Source organism: Cupriavidus sp. WS (assembly GCF_000395345.1).
Classification (GTDB): Bacteria; Pseudomonadota; Gammaproteobacteria; order Burkholderiales; family Burkholderiaceae; genus Cupriavidus; species Cupriavidus basilensis_B.
In genome coordinates this window covers 1-19348 of record NZ_AQPL01000026.1, presented here as the reverse complement: position 1 = coordinate 19348, position 19348 = coordinate 1, and the positions used below count along the sequence as shown (strand labels likewise).

At 68.8% G+C, this 19348-nt stretch carries 13 protein-coding genes and 1 tRNA gene; 8 read left to right on the top strand and 6 right to left on the bottom strand.

Going from position 1 to position 19348, the window contains the following annotated elements; genetic code table 11:
- Positions 1-467, top strand: a 467-nt coding sequence (locus tag K206_RS0102530; RefSeq protein ID WP_020200832.1) for an SUMF1/EgtB/PvdO family nonheme iron enzyme, incomplete at its 5' end; no start/stop codon positions are given.
- Between the two features lie 119 nt (positions 468-586).
- Here the strand turns inward: K206_RS0102530 and K206_RS0102525 are convergent.
- Positions 587-2539, bottom strand: a complete 1953-nt coding sequence (locus K206_RS0102525; protein WP_020200831.1) for a DEAD/DEAH box helicase — start codon at positions 2537-2539, stop codon at positions 587-589.
- Between the two features lie 938 nt (positions 2540-3477).
- Between K206_RS0102525 and K206_RS0102520 the strand changes: the two genes are divergently transcribed.
- Positions 3478-3552, top strand: a tRNA-Arg gene (locus K206_RS0102520).
- Positions 3553-3926: 374 nt separating this feature from the next.
- Positions 3927-6041, top strand: a complete 2115-nt coding sequence (locus tag K206_RS0102515; protein ID WP_155887921.1) for a hypothetical protein — start codon at positions 3927-3929, stop codon at positions 6039-6041.
- A 173-nt stretch (positions 6042-6214) separates the two neighbouring features.
- On the opposite strand, the gene K206_RS0102510 is transcribed toward K206_RS0102515, so the two are convergent.
- On the bottom strand, positions 6215-6547 hold the full coding sequence (locus tag K206_RS0102510) for a multidrug efflux SMR transporter (protein ID WP_020200829.1): 333 nt from the start codon (positions 6545-6547) through the stop codon (positions 6215-6217).
- A 267-nt stretch (positions 6548-6814) separates the two neighbouring features.
- On the opposite strand from K206_RS0102510, the gene K206_RS0102505 reads away from it, so the two are divergent.
- Positions 6815-7309, top strand: a complete 495-nt coding sequence (locus K206_RS0102505) for a hypothetical protein (RefSeq protein WP_020200828.1) — start codon at positions 6815-6817, stop codon at positions 7307-7309.
- Between the two features lie 4 nt (positions 7310-7313).
- Here the strand turns inward: K206_RS0102505 and K206_RS0102500 are convergent, their stop codons facing one another.
- The gene (locus K206_RS0102500; RefSeq protein ID WP_020423636.1) at positions 7314-8507 is read right to left on the bottom strand and encodes a benzoate/H(+) symporter BenE family transporter; all 1194 of its coding nucleotides are present in this window, start codon (positions 8505-8507) and stop codon (positions 7314-7316) included.
- A gap of 231 nt (positions 8508-8738) precedes the next feature.
- Positions 8739-9638 (bottom strand): amino acid ABC transporter substrate-binding protein, encoded by a 900-nt coding sequence (locus K206_RS0102495; RefSeq protein ID WP_029043152.1) that lies wholly within the window; start codon positions 9636-9638, stop codon positions 8739-8741.
- Positions 9639-10377: 739 nt separating this feature from the next.
- Between K206_RS0102495 and K206_RS0102490 the strand changes: the two genes are divergently transcribed.
- The gene (locus K206_RS0102490; RefSeq protein ID WP_029043151.1) at positions 10378-12294 is read left to right on the top strand and encodes an ATP-binding cassette domain-containing protein; all 1917 of its coding nucleotides are present in this window, start codon (positions 10378-10380) and stop codon (positions 12292-12294) included.
- Positions 12295-12310: 16 nt separating this feature from the next.
- Here K206_RS0102490 and K206_RS44600 read toward each other — a convergent pair whose 3' ends face one another.
- Positions 12311-12445, bottom strand: a complete 135-nt coding sequence (locus K206_RS44600) for a hypothetical protein (protein WP_020200824.1) — start codon at positions 12443-12445, stop codon at positions 12311-12313.
- Complete coding sequence (locus tag K206_RS0102480) at positions 12445-13680, bottom strand: MFS transporter (protein WP_020200823.1); 1236 nt, start codon at positions 13678-13680, stop codon at positions 12445-12447. Before K206_RS0102480 ends, K206_RS44600 begins: the two co-directional genes overlap by 1 nt.
- Before the next feature lie 315 nt (positions 13681-13995).
- Between K206_RS0102480 and K206_RS0102475 the strand changes: the two genes are divergently transcribed.
- From K206_RS0102475 to parC, 3 genes are all read left to right on the top strand, one after another.
- Positions 13996-15987 (top strand): DNA topoisomerase IV subunit B, encoded by a 1992-nt coding sequence (locus tag K206_RS0102475; RefSeq protein WP_020200822.1) that lies wholly within the window; start codon positions 13996-13998, stop codon positions 15985-15987.
- A 39-nt stretch (positions 15988-16026) separates the two neighbouring features.
- Positions 16027-16827, top strand: a complete 801-nt coding sequence (locus K206_RS0102470; RefSeq protein WP_020200821.1) for a lytic transglycosylase domain-containing protein — start codon at positions 16027-16029, stop codon at positions 16825-16827.
- An 87-nt stretch (positions 16828-16914) separates the two neighbouring features.
- Entirely contained in the window at positions 16915-19263 is a 2349-nt protein-coding gene (gene parC, locus K206_RS0102465; RefSeq protein ID WP_020200820.1) for a DNA topoisomerase IV subunit A, read from the top strand.
- Positions 19264-19348: the final 85 nt, after the last annotated feature.

The window sequence follows — 19348 nt, the reverse complement described above, 5'->3', positions numbered from 1 at the left end:
CGCCGGCGGGCCGCCGCTGGCTGATGGCGCAGGAGCGCTCGGCGCCGCGCTACTGGGCGCGCCACCCGGAATCGCGGACCTGGATGGCGCTGCGTTTCGGCAGCCTGCGCACGCTCAACCCGGACGAGGCGGTGCGCCACGTCAGCCTGTTCGAGGCGCAGGCGTGGTGCGCCTGGGCCGGCCGGCGCCTGCCGCAGGAGTCGGAGTGGGAGCTGGCCGCCGCGCAGAACCGCGGCGGGCTGCGCTGGGGCATGGTGCGCGAGTGGACGGCCACGCCCTACGAGCCCTACGCCGGGTTCGAGGCGGGCCCCGGCGACGCGGATTTCGCCGCCAGTTTCGCCACGCACCAGGCGGTGCGCGGCGCCTCGTTCGCCAGCCCGGCGCGGCAGCATCACGCGCGCGCGCGGCTGGCGCTGCTGCCCGAGGACGATCTCGCCTTCGTCGGCTTCCGTAGCTGCCCGATCTAGATCCTCCGGCGCGGCGCGCAAAAGAAAACGGCACCCGCGGGTGCCGTTTTCTTTTGCGGGAAGGGGGCCGCGTGCAAGCGGCCCCTCCTGCGATCAGCGCGCTAAATCAGCGCTCGGAATCAACGCTCAAAACGCGAACGGCCGCCGTTGCCGCTGCGCTGGCCGCCGAAGCCGCCGCGGTTGCCATCGCGGTTGCCGTCGCCGAAGCTGCGCGCCGCGCCCTCGCGGTTGCCGAAGCCGCGGCTTTCGCCGCCGCGGTAGCCGCCGCCGTTGCCGGCCGGGGCGCCGCCGCCGAAGCTGCGCGGGGCCGCGCCGTCACGGTTGCCGAAGCCACGGTTGTCGCCGCCGCGGTAGCCGCCTTCGTTGTTGCCGAAGCTGCGCTGGCCGCCATTGCCGCCGCCGTTGCCACCATTGCCGCCGGTGTTGCCGTTGCTCTGGCCACGGTAGCCGAAGCCGCCGCGGTCGCCGAAGCCGCGGTTGCCGTCGCGGTCGCCGAACGGGCGGTCGCCGGCCGGACGCGGTGCGCCGTCGCGGTTGCCGTAGCCGCGGCTTTCGCCGCCGCCGAACTTGCGGTCGCCGAAGGTGCGGTTGTCGCCGCCACGGTAGCCGCCGCCGTTGCTGTTGCCACGGTAGCCGCCGCGGTCACCGCCCGGCTTGCCGCCGAAGCCGGTGCGCGGCTTGGGCGAGCGGCGCGGCTCCAGGCCTTCGATCACCGAAGCGTCGATGCGGTTGTTGGTGAAGCGCTCGATGCGCTTCCACTGGAACATGTCGCCGTGGTTCACCAGGTTGATGGCGACGCCCGAGCGGCCCGCGCGGCCGGTGCGGCCGATGCGGTGCACGTAGTCCTCGGCCTGCTTGGGCAGGTCGAAGTTGACCACGTGGGTGATGTCTGGCACGTCGATGCCGCGCGCGGCCACGTCGGTGGCCACCAGGATGCGCAGGTTGCCGCGGCGCAGCGAGGTGAGCGTGCGGTTGCGCGCGCCCTGGGTCATGTCGCCGTGCAGCGCGCCGGCCGCGAAGCCGGTGTCCGACAGGCGCTCGGCCAGCGAATCGGCGTCGCGCTTGGTGGCGGTGAAGACGATCGCCTGCTTGAGGCTGACGTCGCGCAGCAGGTGGTCGAGCAGCTTTTCCTTGTGCGACATGTCGTCGGTGAAGTGCAGGCGCTGTTCGATATTGCTCTGGTCGGCGCGCACGGCGGCGATCTCGATGCGCTGCGGGTCGCGCAGCTGGCGCGAGGCGAGCTGGGCGATGCGGCCGTCCAGCGTGGCCGAGAACATCAGCGTCTGGCGGCTGGCCGGGGTGGCGGCGACGATGGCGTCGATGTCATCGGCAAAGCCCATGTCGAGCATGCGGTCGGCTTCGTCGAACACCAGCATGTCCAGCGCGGACAGGTCGATGCGGCCGGCTTCGATGTGGTCGAGCAGGCGGCCCGGCGTGGCCACCAGGATGTCCGGCATCTTCGACAGCGCGGCGAGCTGCTTCGGGTAGGGCATGCCGCCCAGGATGCTGGCGCAGACGATGCGGCGCAGGTGGCGGCCGTACTTGGCGGCGGCCTCGGTCACTTGCAGCGCCAGTTCGCGCGTGGGCGTGAGCACCAGCAGCGCGGGCTGCGCCGGCGACGGGCGCGGACGCTTGCCCTTCATGCGCTTGATGGGCTCGTCGGCGCGCGGGCGGTTCGGGCTGGGCTTGACGCTGATGCGCTGGATCGCCGGCAGCATGAAGGCGCCGGTCTTGCCCGAGCCGGTCTGGCTGGAAACCAGCAGGTCGCGGCCGGCCAGGAAGGCGGGAATCGCCTGCGACTGGACCGGGGTCGGGACGGTGTAGTTCAGTTCGGCCAGGGCGCGCAGGATGGCTTCATCCAGGCCGAGCTTGGCGAAACCGTTGTCGGCGGCGATCGCGGGCGCAGCGGCTGCGGTGGGCGCGGCTGCCGGATTGAGCATGGCGTCGATCTTGTCGAGCGGGCTTTGTTCCTGGACGGCGGGCGTGGCGATGGCGGCGACGGCTGCGGTTTCGGTCGATGCGTCGGCGGCGGAGGCAAAATCGTGCTCCGCACGAATGTCGTGCTGGGTCATGTCGTGGTTTTACTTATATGCATGGCACCCCATGCCGAACGAGCGGACAGGGGCGGGCGCAGTGCAAAGTCTTAAAAAAGGCTTCGGCGCCAATCGGTGAGGCCGTTACGACAGACACAGCTGACAGTACGGCGGCAGGCAGGGCGGCATCGGCACAAGGCCGGGCGCGCAATCCCTGGCAGGCAAACAGCTTCAGATAAGCTGTTCAACAGGATCGGAGACGAGGCGACGTCGGTGAGAAATGCGTTCTGTCGGGTATCACCACTTGGCCATTCGGAACAGGCCAGCCGGCGGACCGGGGAGCAGAGCTTGAGAGGGGGGCGTATCGCCTGCCGGATGGTGCGGCGGGCTGGTTGCACAACTCACAGTGCGAACTCACGGCGCGGATTATAGCAGAAAGAAAAGTAGTTTGTTGCGCTGCGATAGGAATCGTCCCTGTGGACGGCGCGCGCCGGGTGCGCCGCGTGGCACTTCCCGCCGGAGTACGGCCGCGCACGCCGGGAAGTTGCATCCGCCGGTCGCCTGCCTATACTGAATCCGTCGGGCACACCGAAGCCCGGCAAGGTAGCGGACTCGAGCATACCGCAGACCTTCCGCGGCGCTTGCTTTAAGCGCTGCTCGCCGCTGGTATCGCGGCAGTCGGCGTCACTGCCAGTATCCCTTCGCCTCTCCGGGTGGTCCGGAGGGACGTCCGCGTCATGGGCGGAATCATGGGGATCCTGCGTGCACGACTGTTTGCCGGGATAACGCCGATGTGACCAGGAAGGTCCGGACCGTCCGCAACCGGCCCGCCAGCAGACTGGCGGGCTTTTTCGTTTCCGGGCGCGCATTTCGCCACGCCGCGCCCGTCTTGCGCCGTGCGGTTTTTGATATACTCCGGGCCTGCTCCCGGAGCGGCGCCATCGAGGCGCCGCGGTTGTCTCCGCGGGGTCTATCCGCTCGCCGTAGTTCAATGGATAGAACGAGCGCCTCCTAAGCGCTAGATACAGGTTCGATTCCTGTCGGCGGGACCATGATAGATCACATTTATCCCACTCATCACCCCGAATTGCGCCTCAGGTAAGGCCTGCGCGGCGATTCATTCCCTCCCTCGTTTCCCGATAGTTCACACTGTTTACGGTATATTTGTCGCCGCCATTACGCTAGCTTCTCGCCTGTGGCGTAAAACGAAAACGACATGACGGAGGGGGCGTCTTACCGCAAGCGCGGTGGCGTCTGGCGCGCGGAGATCGTTCGCAAGGGCGTGCACATGTCCGGGACGTCCAATACGAAGGCCGAGGTGGTAGCCGGACGGCTATGCCAAAAACTCGGGCGGTTCGTTCTCCCTCACCGAGGCGCCGGCTCCAAATCGCGCGCTCAGTGCCACCTATATTCGCCGGCTTTTTTCATGCTCGCCACAGAGCGGGCTTTTTCATTGGAGGCCCTGAACCCCATGTCTCTCAGCCTGCTACCCGAGCCGATCCAGTCCTACGAGGACAGCGATGGCCGCCCTCTGAACGGCGGCAAACTGTACATCTATGCGGCTGGCACCACGACGCTCAAAGCGACTTATCAGGACGCCGCGGGGACGATCCCTAATACCAACCCGATCATCCTGAACGAGCGCGGCGAGGCGACGCTGTATGGCAGTGGCAATTACCGCTTCGTCCTGAAGAACGCCTTCGACGCCACGATTTGGGACCGCGACAACGTGAACGCGGTGATCAGCGCGTCGGATCTGAGCGGCAACAACGGCGCCACGCTGATCGGCTACGACGGCACGACGCTGGGTCAGTTCTTCAAGTCGCGCCTGCTGCGGGTGGTCGATACGATCGCCCAACTGCGCGCGCTGGACAAGACGAAGTACACGCGCGCGTTCGTGAGCGGCTACTACGGCGCTGGCGACGGCGGCGGCGGCCCGTACTGGTTTGACTCCGCTGACACCACGAGCGCGGACAACAACGGCACGATCATCGTGGCCGGTGATGGCGCGCGCTGGAAGCTGACCCACGGTCAGAGTTGGGCTTCGGCCTGTCAGTTCGGCGCGAAGGGCGACGGTACGACCGACGACACGACTGCGGTGCAGAAGATGGTCGCAGCTATGAAGGGCAAGCTGTCGGTAATCGACGCCGGCAAGACGTTCTATCTGGCCGGTGTGCTGATGGACGACACGAGTTACAACAACTCGACCGTTCGTTTCGACGGCATGATCAAGATGAAGCCCGATGCCGGAGCGTCGATTTATGGCGGCGCTTGGGTGGGCTGGTTGATCAAGGATGCTGTCGGCGTAACACTCCTGCGCCCGACGTTCGACGGGAACCGCGCCAATATGACGCAGCGCGAGCAGATCTTCTGCATCGGGATCGCTGGCGCGATCAACCCCACGATCACGGATCCATCATTTGTCGAGACGCGCGGCGATTGCATCTACGTCGGCCAGTCCAATTGGACCGCCAGCAGCGCCAACCCTCAAAACGTGCGCATCGGCAAGGTGCGCCACATCAATAGTGCTCTGGACGGCCGGAACACCGTCTCCATTATTTCTGGTGTCGGGATTTACATCGAGAGCATCATGGCGCGGAATTCCGGTGGCACCGTCAACGGCGTCATCCAGCCGGGCGGCATCGATCTCGAGCCCGATTTCGGATATCAACTCTGCGCCGATATCTATATCGGACCATGCGACATCACCACGGGCGGCACGGCCGGCCTCGGTGTCTTCGGCAAGTCGATCAGCGGGAACGACGCTAACCTTGACTGGAACTGCTTCGACATCCGCATCGCGCCGTCTCGCGTCTCCAAGATCGGTACGACCGGCTCGGCGCTCTCTGCGGGACCCTTCACGCGAGTTGCTGACCTTTTTGTAGACGACCTGTATATCAGCTATGACGGCGGCACGCGCGGCGCTGGCCCTGTGTTCGATCTGTGCCAGCGCGTCGATGTAAAAGTGCGCGCTAACAACGTCACCATCGGAACGCTCATCGGCCCAGTCGCAAACGCAAGCGGTTGCAAGTTCGACATTTCTGCCGGTTCGTTCGACACCGCGATCGTGCGCACCACCGGGATCACCAACAGCAAGGTGACCGCACGGCTGGTCGGTATCGCGGTCGCAGCATCTACCTCGTTCGGCATCCAAATGCACAACAACGGCCGATTGGTGACGCAGCAGAACGTCACCTACAGCGGGCATACACCTTATGACGGCGTGATGGCGCGCGCCTTCCGCAATGAGCCCGGTAACCTCGTGACCATCGGTGCGGGCTGCCAAGTGGATGGCGGCGACTGGTCAGCCTATCCGTCTGGTGTAGCAAACGACGCCGCGATCCCGACCTCCAACCTCAAGGGCTGGAACGATCAGGCAGCTATGCCAACGAGCGGCACATGGTTCTTCGGAACGTTCGTGCGCAATACGGTGCCAGCGCAGTCGGGCGGCAAGATCATGATCGGCTGGACGCGGCTCAATACCGGATCGAACAACGTGCTGAACAACGACTGGTCGCAGGTCTTCGCGACGATCTCGTAACGATTGGCCTCAGGAGGGGGCGTAGACGAAAAGCGGAAATGGTTCGATTTCACGGTGAATGTGCAGTTGCTGGTAGCCAGCATCGTGATCGCTTGCGCGACGGCGGTTGGCATCGACTTCGGGCTCGTCGGGCGCGTGGCGGCGCTGGAGAGCCGCGACAATGACCACGCGCCTCAATGCGTCCCCGTCTTCGAAAACAACTGGATCACCGCCACCCCCGCCACGATCAGGCCGATGCCGAGCCATGCGGCGAGGTCGGGGATCTGCCGATACAGCACGCTGGCGATCAGCGTGACCAGCACGATGCCGGCGCCGCACCAGATGGCGTAGGCGATGCCGACCGGCACGGTCTTCATGACCTGCATCAGCAGGACGAAGGCGGCGACGTAGCCGGCCACCACCAGCAGGCTGGGCCACAGGCGGGTGAAGTTCTCGGAGGCCTTGAGGCTGCTGGTGGCAATGACTTCGGCCACGATGGCGAGGGCCAGGAGGGCGTAGCTGTTCATCGGTCGGGTTTCCTGCATTGGCTGCACGCCGGGTGCGTATTTTCCCACACGCGCGGCGCGCGCCGGCCGGCGGCAGGGCGAGGGCCGGTGCGCGTGCCGGGTTTTTGATACCCCTCTTATGGGTGGTTGTTTGACGATGACTTGCGGCCTTCAATCGCTGATAAAGCCCCTTAGAGGGTCTGCAGGATCGCGGTAGTGCCCGATCAGCCGGCAGCATGACAAAGCCGGCGGCGGGCGAGTTGTTGGGAAGTCTCTAGGGGGAGCGCCATGAAAGGCGACGAGGAGTTGCAGACCGTCTGGCCGCAAGGGGATGGCGTGGCGGCGGGGCAGGCGGTCTGGCAGAACACGATCGCGGCGGCGGATGTCGCGCTGGAGGAAGCGTCCCGCATCCAGCGCGGCGTGCAGCACAACCTGCGCCTGCAGCAGGAGGTCCGCGCGCTGCGCGAGGAGCTGCGCAAGGCGCATGCCGAGTTGGACCGCTACCGCGGCATGCATGCGCGCGTGGTGGTGGGCATGCGGCAGCTCGAGGAGGACAACGCCGGCGAGGTCAGCCGGCTGCGCGCCGAGAGCGAGATGCTGATGGTGCGCCACCGGGTCTACAAGCTGCTGGCCGAGCACTACGCGCTGACCGCGCTGCGTTTCGATCCCACTGTCTTCGCCGAGCACCGCGACCGCGTGCTGCAGCACATTCTCTTCCAGCGCCGCAAGGGCGCGCCGCTGTCGGGCATCGGCGCCGCCGACATCGGTTTCCTGCTGTTGTAACGACTCAGCCGCCCGCGGGCGCCGCGCGCGGGCGCAGCACCACCAGCGCCAGCATGCCGCCCACCACGCCCCAGAAGGCCGAGCCCACCCCGGCCAGGGTCATGCCGGAGGCGGTGATCATGAAGGTCAGCAGGGCCGCGTCGCGTTCGGCCGGGGTCTGCATGGCCGTGGTCAGCCCGCTGGCGATGGAGCCGAGCAAGGCGAAGGCGGCCACCGCCACCACCAGCGCCTTGGGAAAGGCGGCGAACAGCGCCGCGATGCTGGCGGCCAGCAGCCCCGCCACCAGGTAGCCGATGCCGCAGACCACGGCCGCCGTGTAGCGGCGGTTGCGGTCGGGGTCGGCCTGCGCGCCGGTGCAGATCGCCGCGGTGATCGCGGCGAGGTTGATGCCGTGCGAGCCGAACGGCGCCAGCAGCGCGGAGGCGATGCCGGTCACGGTGATCAGCGGCGAGGCCGCCACGTGATAGCCGTCCGCGCGCAGCACCGCCAGCCCCGGCACGTTCTGCGAGGCCAGCGCGACGATGAACAGCGGCACGGCGATGCTGACGAAGGCCGGCAGCGAGAACGCGGGCGTGGTCCATACCGGCGTGGCCAGCGCGAAGTGGAAGGACTCGAAATGCAGCTGGCCCAGCGCGCCGGCCAGCGCCACGCCGCCGGCCAGCACGCCCGGCACCGCGTAGCGCGGCCACCAGCGCTTGCCGAGCAGGTAGAGCGCGAACATCACCAGCAGCAGCACGGTCTGCTGCTGGGCCTGCACGAAGACGTCGACGCTGATGCGGAACAGGATGCCGGCCAGCAGCGCGGAGGCGATGCTGGCCGGCAGCGCGCGCATGAGCTTGTCGAACCAGCCGGTCAGGCCCGCCGCGGTCATCAGCAGCGCCGCCATCAGGAAGGCGCCGATGGCCTCGGGGTAGGGCACGCCGGGCAGGCTGGCGATCAGCAGCGCGGCGCCGGGCGTGGACCACGCGATGACGACGGGCACGCGCGTGAGCAGCGACAGCCCGATGGTGGTCACGCCCATGCCGACCGACAGCGCCCAGATCCACGAGGCGACCTGCGCATCCGACAGGTGCGCGGCCTGGCCGGCCTGGATCATCAGCACCAGCGAGCTGGTGTAGCCGGTCAGCATGGCGATCAGGCCAGCGACCAGGGCGGAGATGGAAAGATCGGAGAACTTCAGCGGGGCGATAGTTGGCATGGGCAGCAATGCCGCCGGCGCGCGCCGAGGTCGGTGAACCTCCGCGTGGCGCGGCAGCAACAGGAAAGCGGACCGGGAAGGCCTGGAAACAGCCGGAAATAGCTGGAAACAGCCGGAAGCAGCCGGGAAAACCAGCGTCCGGGCCGCCATCTTCGCACGAGTCCCGCCTTTTGGGTCCGCGGCGCGGCGCCGGCGCTACGTGACGCTACACGACGCGGCGCGGCGGGCTGTCTAGTCGGCCACCTTGTCGCTCGGGAACTTGAACGAGTCGCGCAGCAGGTAGCTCATCGGTATGTCCAGGTTGACCCCCTGCGGCGGGATCGGCGACTGGAACCATTTCTTGTAGAGCTTCTGCGTGTCCTGCGAATAGATCGAGTCGACCATCGCCTTGTCCACCAGGCGCTTGAACTCGGCGTCGTGGCGCGACAGCATGATGGCGTACGGCTCGATCGTCAGCAGTTCGTTGGTGACGGTATAGCTGGCCGGGTTCCTGGCGTTGGCGCGCAGGCCGTAGAGCAGCACGTCGTCCATGACGAAGGCGTCGGCCTTGCCCTGCTCGACCATGCCGAAGGCCTCGGCGTGGTCCTTGGCTTCCACCACCTTCAGCTGCATCGCGCCCGAGCCGTTGATCTGGCGGATCACCACCAGCGAGGTGGTGCCGGTGGTGGAGACCAGGGTCTTGCCGCGTAGGTCGGCGAGCTTGCGGATGCCGGAGTCGGTCCTGACCAGCATGCGGATGCCGGCGATGTAGTGCGGGATGGTGAAGGCCACCTGCTCGCGCCGCTCGCGCGTGTTGGTGGTCGAGCCGCATTCGAGGTCGGCCTTGCCGTCGACGATGGCGGCGATGCGGTTGGCCGGCGTGACCGGCACGTATTCCACCTTCAGGCCCGGCATCTTCAGCGCGGTGCGCAGCGAGTCGGCCACGCGCAGGCAGAGGTCGATGGCGTAGCCGTAGGGCTTGCCGTCGGCCACGAACGAGAACGGCACCGAGCTCTCGCGGTGCGCCAGGCGCAGCACGCCGGTCTGCTGGATGCGCTGCATCACCGGCGAGGCGGAGGACTGGGCCGCCGCGGGGCGCGCGCCCCCGGCCAGGCACAGCGTCAGGAAAAGAACGGGCAGGAGAGGCAGCATGCGGCCCCGGGCCGGCGCGCGCGCCGGCCGGGCGTCGCGCGGTTGCTGCGAACGCGGATGGATCATGGTATTCCCCGTGCAAAAAAGCTACTGGAACCAGCTTTCGCTGGAAGAAGCACTGGTTGGCGTTGGGTCGCCCGCACCGGTTCTATGCCGGTTCTTCTCTGTGTTGCTGCCGTCTGTTGCTGCCGTCGTGCCGCGGCTTGCGTGACCGGCGGCCATTGTTTCATGGCCGCATGCGGATCGACAATACGCGCCGCGCGGAGTGTTGCGCGGCGAGCAACAGCGCACCAAAACGGGGTCCGGAAGCGGCTGCCGGCGCCGCGGCGCACCCGCGGCGAACCTTGCCCGCGGACCCCGCGCGCGGACGCCGCACATGCCCCGGGCTTTCCCTTGGCGGGGCTTTCCCTTACGGATTTGTCCGACTGGAGTGCCGGGAGGGGCCTTGCTATCCTGCATTCGTGCCTTGCGAGCAGGGCACCGAGGAGAGACTCTTGGGCCCGCGCCAGCGCGGGCCCTTCTTTTTTGCGCGCGCGTTTTTTGCGCGCGCGCCGGCGGGCATCCCCGGGGCCGCCCGCCGGCGCATGCCACCGGGCGCGCCGCCGCGCTGGTCTACAATGCCGGCTACCCGGCAGGCCGGCGCCCGCGCCCGCGCGCCCGGCAGCGTCGCCAGTCACCCCGGCGCGCCCGCGCCGGCACGCCTGCCTCCCCCTCTGTCTTTCTTTTCGTATTGCTGCTCATGGCCCTGTTTTCGATTTCCGACGCCCAGCTCGCCTTCGGGCATGTGGCCTTGCTCGACCATGCCGACTTCTCGCTCGAAGCCGGCGAGCGCGTCGGCCTGATCGGCCGCAACGGCTCGGGCAAGTCCTCGCTGCTCAAGATCGTGGCCGGCCTGTCGGCGCCGGACGACGGCCTGATCGCGCGCCAGAGCGGCGTGACCTCGGCCTATGTGCCGCAGGAGCCGCAGTTCGCGCCGGGCCAGCCCGTCTTCGACGCGGTTTCGCAGGGCCTGGGCCAGGTCCACGACCTGCTGGCCGCCTACGAGGCGGCGCTGGCCGCGCTCGACGACCACCACGACGAAGCCGCGCTGGCCGAGCTGCACCGCCTGCAGTCGGAGGTCGACGCCGCCGGCGCCTGGCAGGTGCGCACGCGCGTGGAAACCACGCTGGCGCAGCTCGGCCTGCAGGCCGACGTGCGCGTCGATTCGCTCTCGGGCGGCATGCAGAAGCGCGTGGCGCTGGCGCAGGCGCTGGTGGCCGAGCCCGACATCCTGCTGCTCGACGAGCCCACCAACCACCTCGACGTGGAAGCCATCCGCTGGCTCGAAGACCTGCTGCTGGCGTTCCGCGGCAGCGTGCTGCTGATCACCCACGACCGCGCCTTCCTCGACCGCGTGGCCACCCGCATCGTCGAGCTCGACCGCGGCCGGCTGGTGTCCTTCCCCGGCAACTTCGCCGCCTACCAGACGCGCAAGGCCGAGCAATTGGCCGCCGAGCAGGTCGAGCAGGCCAAGTTCGACAAGCTGCTGGCGCAGGAGGAAGTGTGGATCCGCAAGGGCGTGGAGGCGCGCCGCACGCGCAGCGTGGCGCGCATCCAGCGCCTGGTGACGATGCGCAGCGAGCGCGCCTCGCGGCGCGACGTGCAGGGCAACGTCAAGCTGGAGGTGTCGCAGGGCGAGCGCTCCGGCAAGATCGTGGCGGAACTGACCGACGTCAGCAAGGCCTTCGGCGACAAGGTGGTGGTGCGCGATTTCACCGGCACCATCATGCGCGGCGACAAGGTCGGCCTGATCGGCCCCAACGGCGCCGGCAAGACCACGCTGCTGCGCCTGATCCTGGGCGAGCTGGCGCCGGACAGCGGCACCGTCAAGAACGGCAGCAACATGCAGGTGGCCTATTTCGACCAGATGCGCGCCCAGCTCGACCTGGAGCGCTCGCTGGCCGACACCATCAGCCCGGGCAGCGACTGGGTCGAGATCAACGGCCAGCGCAAGCACGTGATGAGCTACCTGGGCGACTTCCTGTTCGCGCCCGAGCGCGCGCGCTCGCCGGTCAAGTCGCTGTCCGGCGGCGAGCGCAACCGCCTGCTGCTGGCGCGCCTGTTCGCGCGTCCGGCCAACGTGCTGGTGCTCGACGAGCCCACCAACGACCTCGACATCGACACGCTGGAGCTGCTCGAGGAACTGCTGCAGGACTACAGCGGCACCGTGTTCCTGGTGTCGCACGACCGCGCCTTCCTCGACAACGTGGTGACGTCCACCATCGCCGCCGAGGGCGACGGCCGCTGGCGCGAGTACGTGGGCGGCTATTCCGACTGGCAGGTGCAGTCGAAGCGCAGCGCCGCCATGCAGGAAGCGCAGTCCGGCGAGCGCAAGCCCGCCGAGGCGGCCAGGCCGCGCGAGGCGCGCGCCCCGGCGCGCGTCAAGCTGTCGTACAAGGAGCAGCGCGAGCTGGACGGCCTGCCCGAGCGCATCGCCGCGCTCGAGGCCGAGCAGAAGACCGTGGCCGGGCAGCTCGCGGACGGCTCGCTCTACGCCAGCGATCCGGCGAAGGCGGCGCTGCTCGGCACCCGCCACGACGAGATCGAGATGGAGCTGCTCACGGCGCTGGAGCGCTGGGAAGTGCTGGAAGCCAAGACCAAGGGCGAGGCGCAGTAGGCGCCGCGCGCGGCCCTCAGCCGCACCACGCCAGCACCATATTGGTCAGGTCCACCATGAAGCCCGGCCGCAGGTAGGCCAGGAAGGCCAGCGCCAGCACCGCGGCGGCGGCCGCGAAGCCGGTTGCGCGCAGGACGGCCGCGCGCGCCATCACGCCGCCGCCGCCCGCGGGCGCGCGATGGCGTGCTCGCGGATCGGCAGGTTGACCAGCGCGGCCATCACGCCCAGCCCGATGGCGATCAGCCACACCGTGTCGTAGCTGCCGGTGCGGTCGTAGAGGAAGCCGCCCAGCCACGCGCCCAGGAAGCTGCCGATCTGGTGCGAGAAGAACACCACGCCGGACAGCATCGACAGATACTGCACGCCGAACACCTGGGCGATGATGCCGTTGGTCAGCGGCACCGTGGACAGCCACAGGAAGCCCATCAGCGCGGCGAACACCCAGGTGCTGGCGGTGGTGAGCGGCAGCAGCAGGTAGGCGGCGATCACCACCGAGCGCGCGATGTAGATGGCCGACAGCAGGTAGCGCTTGGGCATGCGCTGGCCCAGCGCGCCCGCGCTGTAGGTGCCGAACACGTTGAACAGGCCGATCAGCGCCAGCGCCACGGTGGCGATCTTCGGGTCGGCCAGGCCGCGGTCCTTGAGGTAGGGCGCCAGGTGCACGCCGATGAACACCACCTGGAAGCCGCACACGAAGTAGCCCAGCGTCAGCAGCTGGAAGTTGCGGTTGCCGAAGGCCTCGCGCACGGCCTGGCCGATGGTCTGCTGGAAGCCGCCGGCATGCGCCGCGGCGCGCGGCTCGCGCAGGCTGAAGGCCAGCGGCAGCATCAGGCAGGCCAGCACCGCCAGCACGAACAGCGCGTTCTGCCAGCCGGCGGCGGAGATCAGCGTCTGCTCGACCGGGATCATCAGGAACTGCCCGAACGAGCCCGCGGCGGCGGCGATGCCCATCGCCCAGACGCGCTTCTCGGCGCTGGCCACGCGCCCGATCACGCCGTACACCACGCTGTAGGTGGTGCCCGACTGGGCGAGGCCGATCAGCACGCCGGCGCCCGACGCGAACGCGGTGCCCGAGCCGGCCAGCGCCATCACCAGCAGGCCGGCCACGTAGAGCGCCACGCCGGCCAGCATGATGCGCAGCGCGCCGAACTTGTCGGCCAGCGCGCCGGTGAACGGCTGGCTCAGGCCCCACATCAGGTTCTGCAGCGCCAGCGCGAAGGCGAAGGTCTCGCGGCCCCAGCCGTGGGCCTGGGTGATCGGCAGGTTGAACAGCCCGAAGCCGTGCCGGATGCCCATCGACAGCGTGACCAGCAGGCCGCCGCAGATCAGCACGGTAGTGAGGGAAAGGGGTTGCCGCCGCGCGGCGTCCTGCGTGGTGTGCTGCATCTTGGCGTGCGTCTCCTGGCGCGGTGTGTTGTTCTGGTCTGGTCCCGCCGGCGCGCCTGGCCTCGTCCCGGGCCGCTGGCTGCACCGAAGCGGTGCGGGCAAGTTTAACCCGCATCCGCGCCTCGCGCCGGGGCCCGCGCCGGCCGTCAATGTGCTCTATCTGTCACGATGGCGGGTGGCGCGCAGGCAATGCGAATGGCGGCGAGAGCGCCGCGCGCTTCCATTACAATGCAGGCTGCCCGGCCACCCTGGCTGGCGCGCGGCAACCGCCGCCGCGCCGGGCCTGGCCGAGAATCCCACTAAGCAAGCGACTCCATGGCGAGCAAAACCAGTCAGTACAGCGAATCTTCCATCCGGGTCCTCAAGGGCCTGGAGCCGGTCAAGCAACGGCCCGGCATGTACACCCGTACCGACAACCCCCTGCACATCGTGCAGGAGGTGATCGACAACGCCTCGGACGAAGCCCTCGGCGGGCATGGCTCCGAAATCATGGTGACCTTGCACCGCGACGGCAGCGTCAGCGTGGAGGACGACGGCCGCGGCATCCCGGTGGGCATCCATCCGGAAGAGAAGGTGCCGGTGGTGGAGATCGTCTTCACGCGGCTGCACGCGGGCGGCAAGTTCGACAAGGGCAAGGGCGGCGCCTACGCGTTCTCTGGCGGCCTGCACGGCGTGGGCGTGTCGGTCACCAACGCGCTGTCCACGCGCCTGGACGTGGCGGTCTGGCGCGACGGCAGCCATGCCACGCTGACCTTCTCCGGCGGCGACGTCACCGTGCCGCTGGCCACGCGCAAGCTCGAGCGCGGCGAGAAGAAGAACGGCACGCGCGTGCAGGTGTGGCCGGACGCCAAGTATTTCGACTCCGCCACCATTCCGCTGGCCGAGCTGCAGCGCCTGCTGCGCAGCAAGGCCGTGCTGCTGCCGGGCGTGAAGGTCACGCTGCTCAACGAGAAGAACGGCGAGCGCCAGACCTGGCAGTACGACCAGGGCCTCAAGGGCTACCTGGTGGAAGCGCTGGCGCAGGGCAGCGGCGCCGAGCTGGTGGTGCCGATGTTCGAGGGCGAGCATTTCGCCGACCCCGACGCCAACCCGGCCGAAGAGGGCTTCGCCGAAGGCGAGGGCGCCTCGTGGGTGGTGGCCTGGACCGAGGATGGCGCGCCGGTGCGCGAGTCCTACGTCAACCTGATTCCCACGCCGGCCGGCGGCACGCACGAGTCCGGCCTGCGCGAAGGCCTGTTCCAGGCCGTCAAGAGCTTCATCGAGATGCACGCGCTGCAGCCCAAGGGCGTCAAGCTGATGAGCGAGGACGTGTTCGCGCGCGCCTCGTTCGTGCTGTCGGCCAAGGTGCTGGACCCGCAGTTCCAGGGCCAGATCAAGGAGCGCCTGAACAGCCGCGACGCGGTGCGCCTGGTGTCCACCTTCAGCCGCCCCGCGCTGGAGCTGTGGCTCAACCACCATGTCGAGTACGGCAAGAAGCTGGCCGAACTGGTGATCCGCCAGGCGCAGGCGCGCACGCGCGCCGCGCAGAAGGTGGAGAAGAAGAAGGGCTCGGGCGTGGCCGTGCTGCCCGGCAAGCTGACCGACTGCGAATCCACCGACGTCACCCGCAACGAGCTGTTCCTGGTCGAGGGCGATTCCGCCGGCGGTTCGGCCAAGATGGGGCGCGACAAGGAATTCCAGGCCATCCTGCCGCTGCGCGGCAAGGTGCTCAACACCTGGGAGACCGAGCGCGACCGCCTGTTCGCCAACAACGAGGTGCACGACATCGCGGTGGCGATCGGCGTGGACCCGCACGGCCCCGGCGACGAGCCCGACCTGTCCAACCTGCGCTATGGCAAGATCTGCATCCTGTCCGACGCGGACGTGGACGGCGCGCACATCCAGGTGCTGCTGCTGACGCTGTTCTTCCGCCACTTCCCCAGGCTGATCGACAACGGCAACGTGTGCGTGGCGCGTCCGCCGCTGTACCGCGTGGACGCGCCGGCGCGCGGCAAGAAGCCGGCGCAGAAGCTCTACGCGCTCGACGACGGCGAGCTGCTGGCGATCCAGGACAAGCTGCTCAAGGACGGCGTCAAGGAAAACACCTGGCAGATCTCCCGCTTCAAGGGCCTGGGCGAGATGAACGCCGAGCAGCTGTGGGAAACCACCATGAACCCGGACACGCGCCGCCTGCTGCCGGTGGCGCTGGGCAACTTCGACCTGCCGCAGACCGTGGGCGTGATGAACATGCTGATGGGCAAGGGCGAGGCGGCGCAGCGCCGCACCTGGCTCGAGGAGCGCGGCAACGAGGTGGTGGCCGACATCTGACGCGGCCCGTTCGAGACCAGCAAGACGCGAGGAAAGCCGATGGCGAAGACAAGCAGACCTGACCACAGCGCATGGCGGCGATGGCTCGCCGCCGGCCTGCTGCTGGCCGGCCTGGCGTGCGCCCCGGCGGCCAACGCGGCGCTGTACGGCTACATCGACGACGACGGCGTGGCGCATTTCTCCGACGAGAAGCTCGACGAGCGCTACACGCTGTTCATGAAGAACGGCGGCGAGCTGCGCAGCCCGTCGCTGGGCCGCGCGGGCGCGGCCGACATTGCCGGCGCGGCCGGCGCGCTCGACCTGGAGACGCACAAGCTCTACCGCTACGTCGTCAACCACCCGAACATCGCCACGGTCGAGCCCATCATCCGGCAGGTGGCGCAGGCGCAGAACGTGGACCCGGCGCTGGTCAAGGCGGTGATGGCGGTGGAGTCGGGCTTCAATCCCGGCGCGGTCTCGCCCAAGGGCGCGATCGGGCTGATGCAGGTGATCCCCGACACCGGCGCGCGCTTCGGCGTGGCCGCCGACGCGCGCCGCACGGTGGAGCAGAAGCTGGCCGACCCGCGCATCAACATCTCGGCCGGCGTGCGCTACCTGCGCTGGCTGATGGAGCTGTTCCCCGGCAACCTGGAACTGGTGCTGGCCGCGTACAACGCGGGCGAGGGCGCGGTGCAGCGCTACAACAACGCGATCCCGCCGTTTCCGGAGACCCGGCAATATGTCAGCACGGTGCTGCAGTTCTACCGTTTCTACCGGCCGGGCGGCATGCCGCCCGCCGTGGCCGGCGGCGGCGTGAGCCGCGTGAAGATGGTGATAGGCGGGCGCCGCAACATGCCCTGACCGCCGCACGCACAACCCGAACGATCGCGCACAACATGCAACCGGCGCGCCACGCAGCAGACAGGCGCGCCGTCTTCTTGCCAATCCATGGAACAACAAGACTCTCTGTTTGACCCAGGTGCGCCCGATGGCGGCGCCGACTCGCTGACGCTGGCGCACTACGCCGAGCGCGCCTACCTCGACTACGCCATCAGCGTGGTCAAGGGGCGCGCGCTGCCGGAAGTGGCCGACGGCCAGAAGCCGGTGCAGCGCCGCATCCTGTTCGCCATGCACGAGATGGGCCTGCGCGCCGACGCCAAGCCGGTCAAGTCCGCGCGCGTGGTGGGCGACGTGCTCGGCAAGTACCATCCGCACGGCGACCAGTCCGCCTACGACGCGCTGGTGCGCCTGGCGCAGGACTTCTCGCTGCGCTACCCGCTGATCGACGGCCAGGGCAACTTCGGCTCGCGCGACGGCGACGGTGCCGCGGCCATGCGCTACACCGAGGCGCGCCTCACGCCGATCGCGCGCCTGCTGCTCGACGAGATCGACCAGGGCACGGTGGATTTCATCCCCAACTACGACGGCTCGATGGAAGAGCCCAGGCTGATGCCCGCGCGGCTGCCGCTGGTGCTGCTCAACGGCGCCTCGGGCATTGCCGTGGGCATGGCCACCGAGGTGCCGCCGCACAACCTGCGCGAGGTCGCCGCGGCCACCGTGGCGATGATCCGCAACCCCAACATCACGCTGGCCGAGCTGCTGGCGCTGATGCCCGGGCCCGACTATCCGGGCGGCGGCCAGATCATCTCGCCGGCGGCGGACATCGCGCAGATCTACGAAAGCGGGCGCGGCAGCCTCAAGGTGCGCGCGCGCTGGATCATCGAGGACATGGCGCGCGGCCAGTGGCAACTGGTGGTGACCGAGCTGCCGCCGAGCACCTCGGCGCAGAAGGTGCTCGAGGAAATCGAGGAGATCACCAACCCCAAGGTGCGCGCCGGCAAGAAGTCGCTCACGCCCGAGCAGCTGCAGCTCAAGCAGGGCATGCTGGCCGTGCTCGACGCGGTGCGCGACGAGTCCGGCAAGGACGCGCCGGTGCGGCTGGTGTTCGAGCCCAAGAGCAAGAACATCGAGCAGCAGGAATTCATCCAGACGCTGCTCGCGCACACCAGCCTGGAGTCGGGCGCGTCGATCAACCTGGTGATGATCGGCACCGACGGCCGGCCGCGCCAGAAGGGCCTGCCGGAGATCCTGCGCGAGTGGATCGCGTTCCGCTTCGACACCGTCACGCGCCGCACGCGCCACCGCCTGGGCAAGGTCGAGGACCGCATCCACATCCTCGAAGGCCGCATGCTGGTGCTGCTCAACATCGACGAGGTGATCCGCATCATCCGCGAGAGCGACGAGCCCAAGCCGGCGCTGATGCAGGCCTTCGGCCTGTCCGACCGCCAGGCCGAGGACATCCTGGAAATCCGCCTGCGCCAGCTGGCCCGGCTCGAAGCGCTGCGCATCGAGAAGGAGCTGCAGGAGCTGCGCGAGGAACAGGCCGACCTCGACGTGCTGCTCAAGTCGGAGACCATGATGCGCCGGCGCATCATCAAGGAGATCGAGACCGACGCCAGGCAGTTCAGCCCCGAGGACAAGGACCCGCGCCGCACGCTGATCCAGGAAGAGCGCCGCGCCGCGGCCGAGGTGCGCGTGGTGGACGAGCCCGTCACCGTGGTGATGTCGCAGAAGGGCTGGGTGCGCACGCGCCAGGGCCACGGCCACGACGCGCAGCAGTTCACCTTCAAGGCCGGCGACGCGCTGTACGGCACCTTCGAGTGCCGCACCGTCGACGTGATGCTGGTGTTCGGCACCAACGGCCGCGTCTACACCGTGCCGGTGGCCGGCCTGCCCGGCGGGCGCGGCGACGGCGTGCCCGTGACCACGCTGATCGAGCTGCAGGCGGGCACGCAGATCGCCCACAGCTTCGCCGGCGGGCTCGACCAGCGCATGCTGCTCGCCACGCGCGGCGGCAACGGCTTCCAGACCAGGGTCGGCGACATGGTCAGCCGCCAGAAGGGCGGCCGCGCCTATCTCACGCTGGACGAGGGCGACGCGCCGCTGGAGCCGGCGCCGCTCGGCGAGGAAGCCACGCACGTGGCCTGCCTGTCCGCCAACGGCCGCCTGCTGCTGGTGGCGCTCGACGAGATCAAGTCGCTCTCGGCCGGCGGCCGCGGCGTGATCCTGATGGAGCTCGAGCCCAAGGAAACGCTGCAGCAGGCCATCGCCGTGGGCGCGCCGGGGCTGGTGCTGTCCGGCGCCGGGCGCGGCGGCAAGCCGGCCTCGCAGAAGCTGGCCGGGCAGAACCTGATGCAGTACATCGGCAAGCGCGCCCGCAAGGGCCGCGTGCTCGAGGCCAGGCTCAAGGACCCGCGCATCGACCCGGTGAAGGTCGAGCCGCCCGCCGGCGGCTGAGCGCGCCGGCCCGTTGCATGTAGTTCCCGCAGTTCCCGCAGTTCCTGCAGTTCCCCTCTCCCGCTCGCGGGAGAGGGGCAGGGGG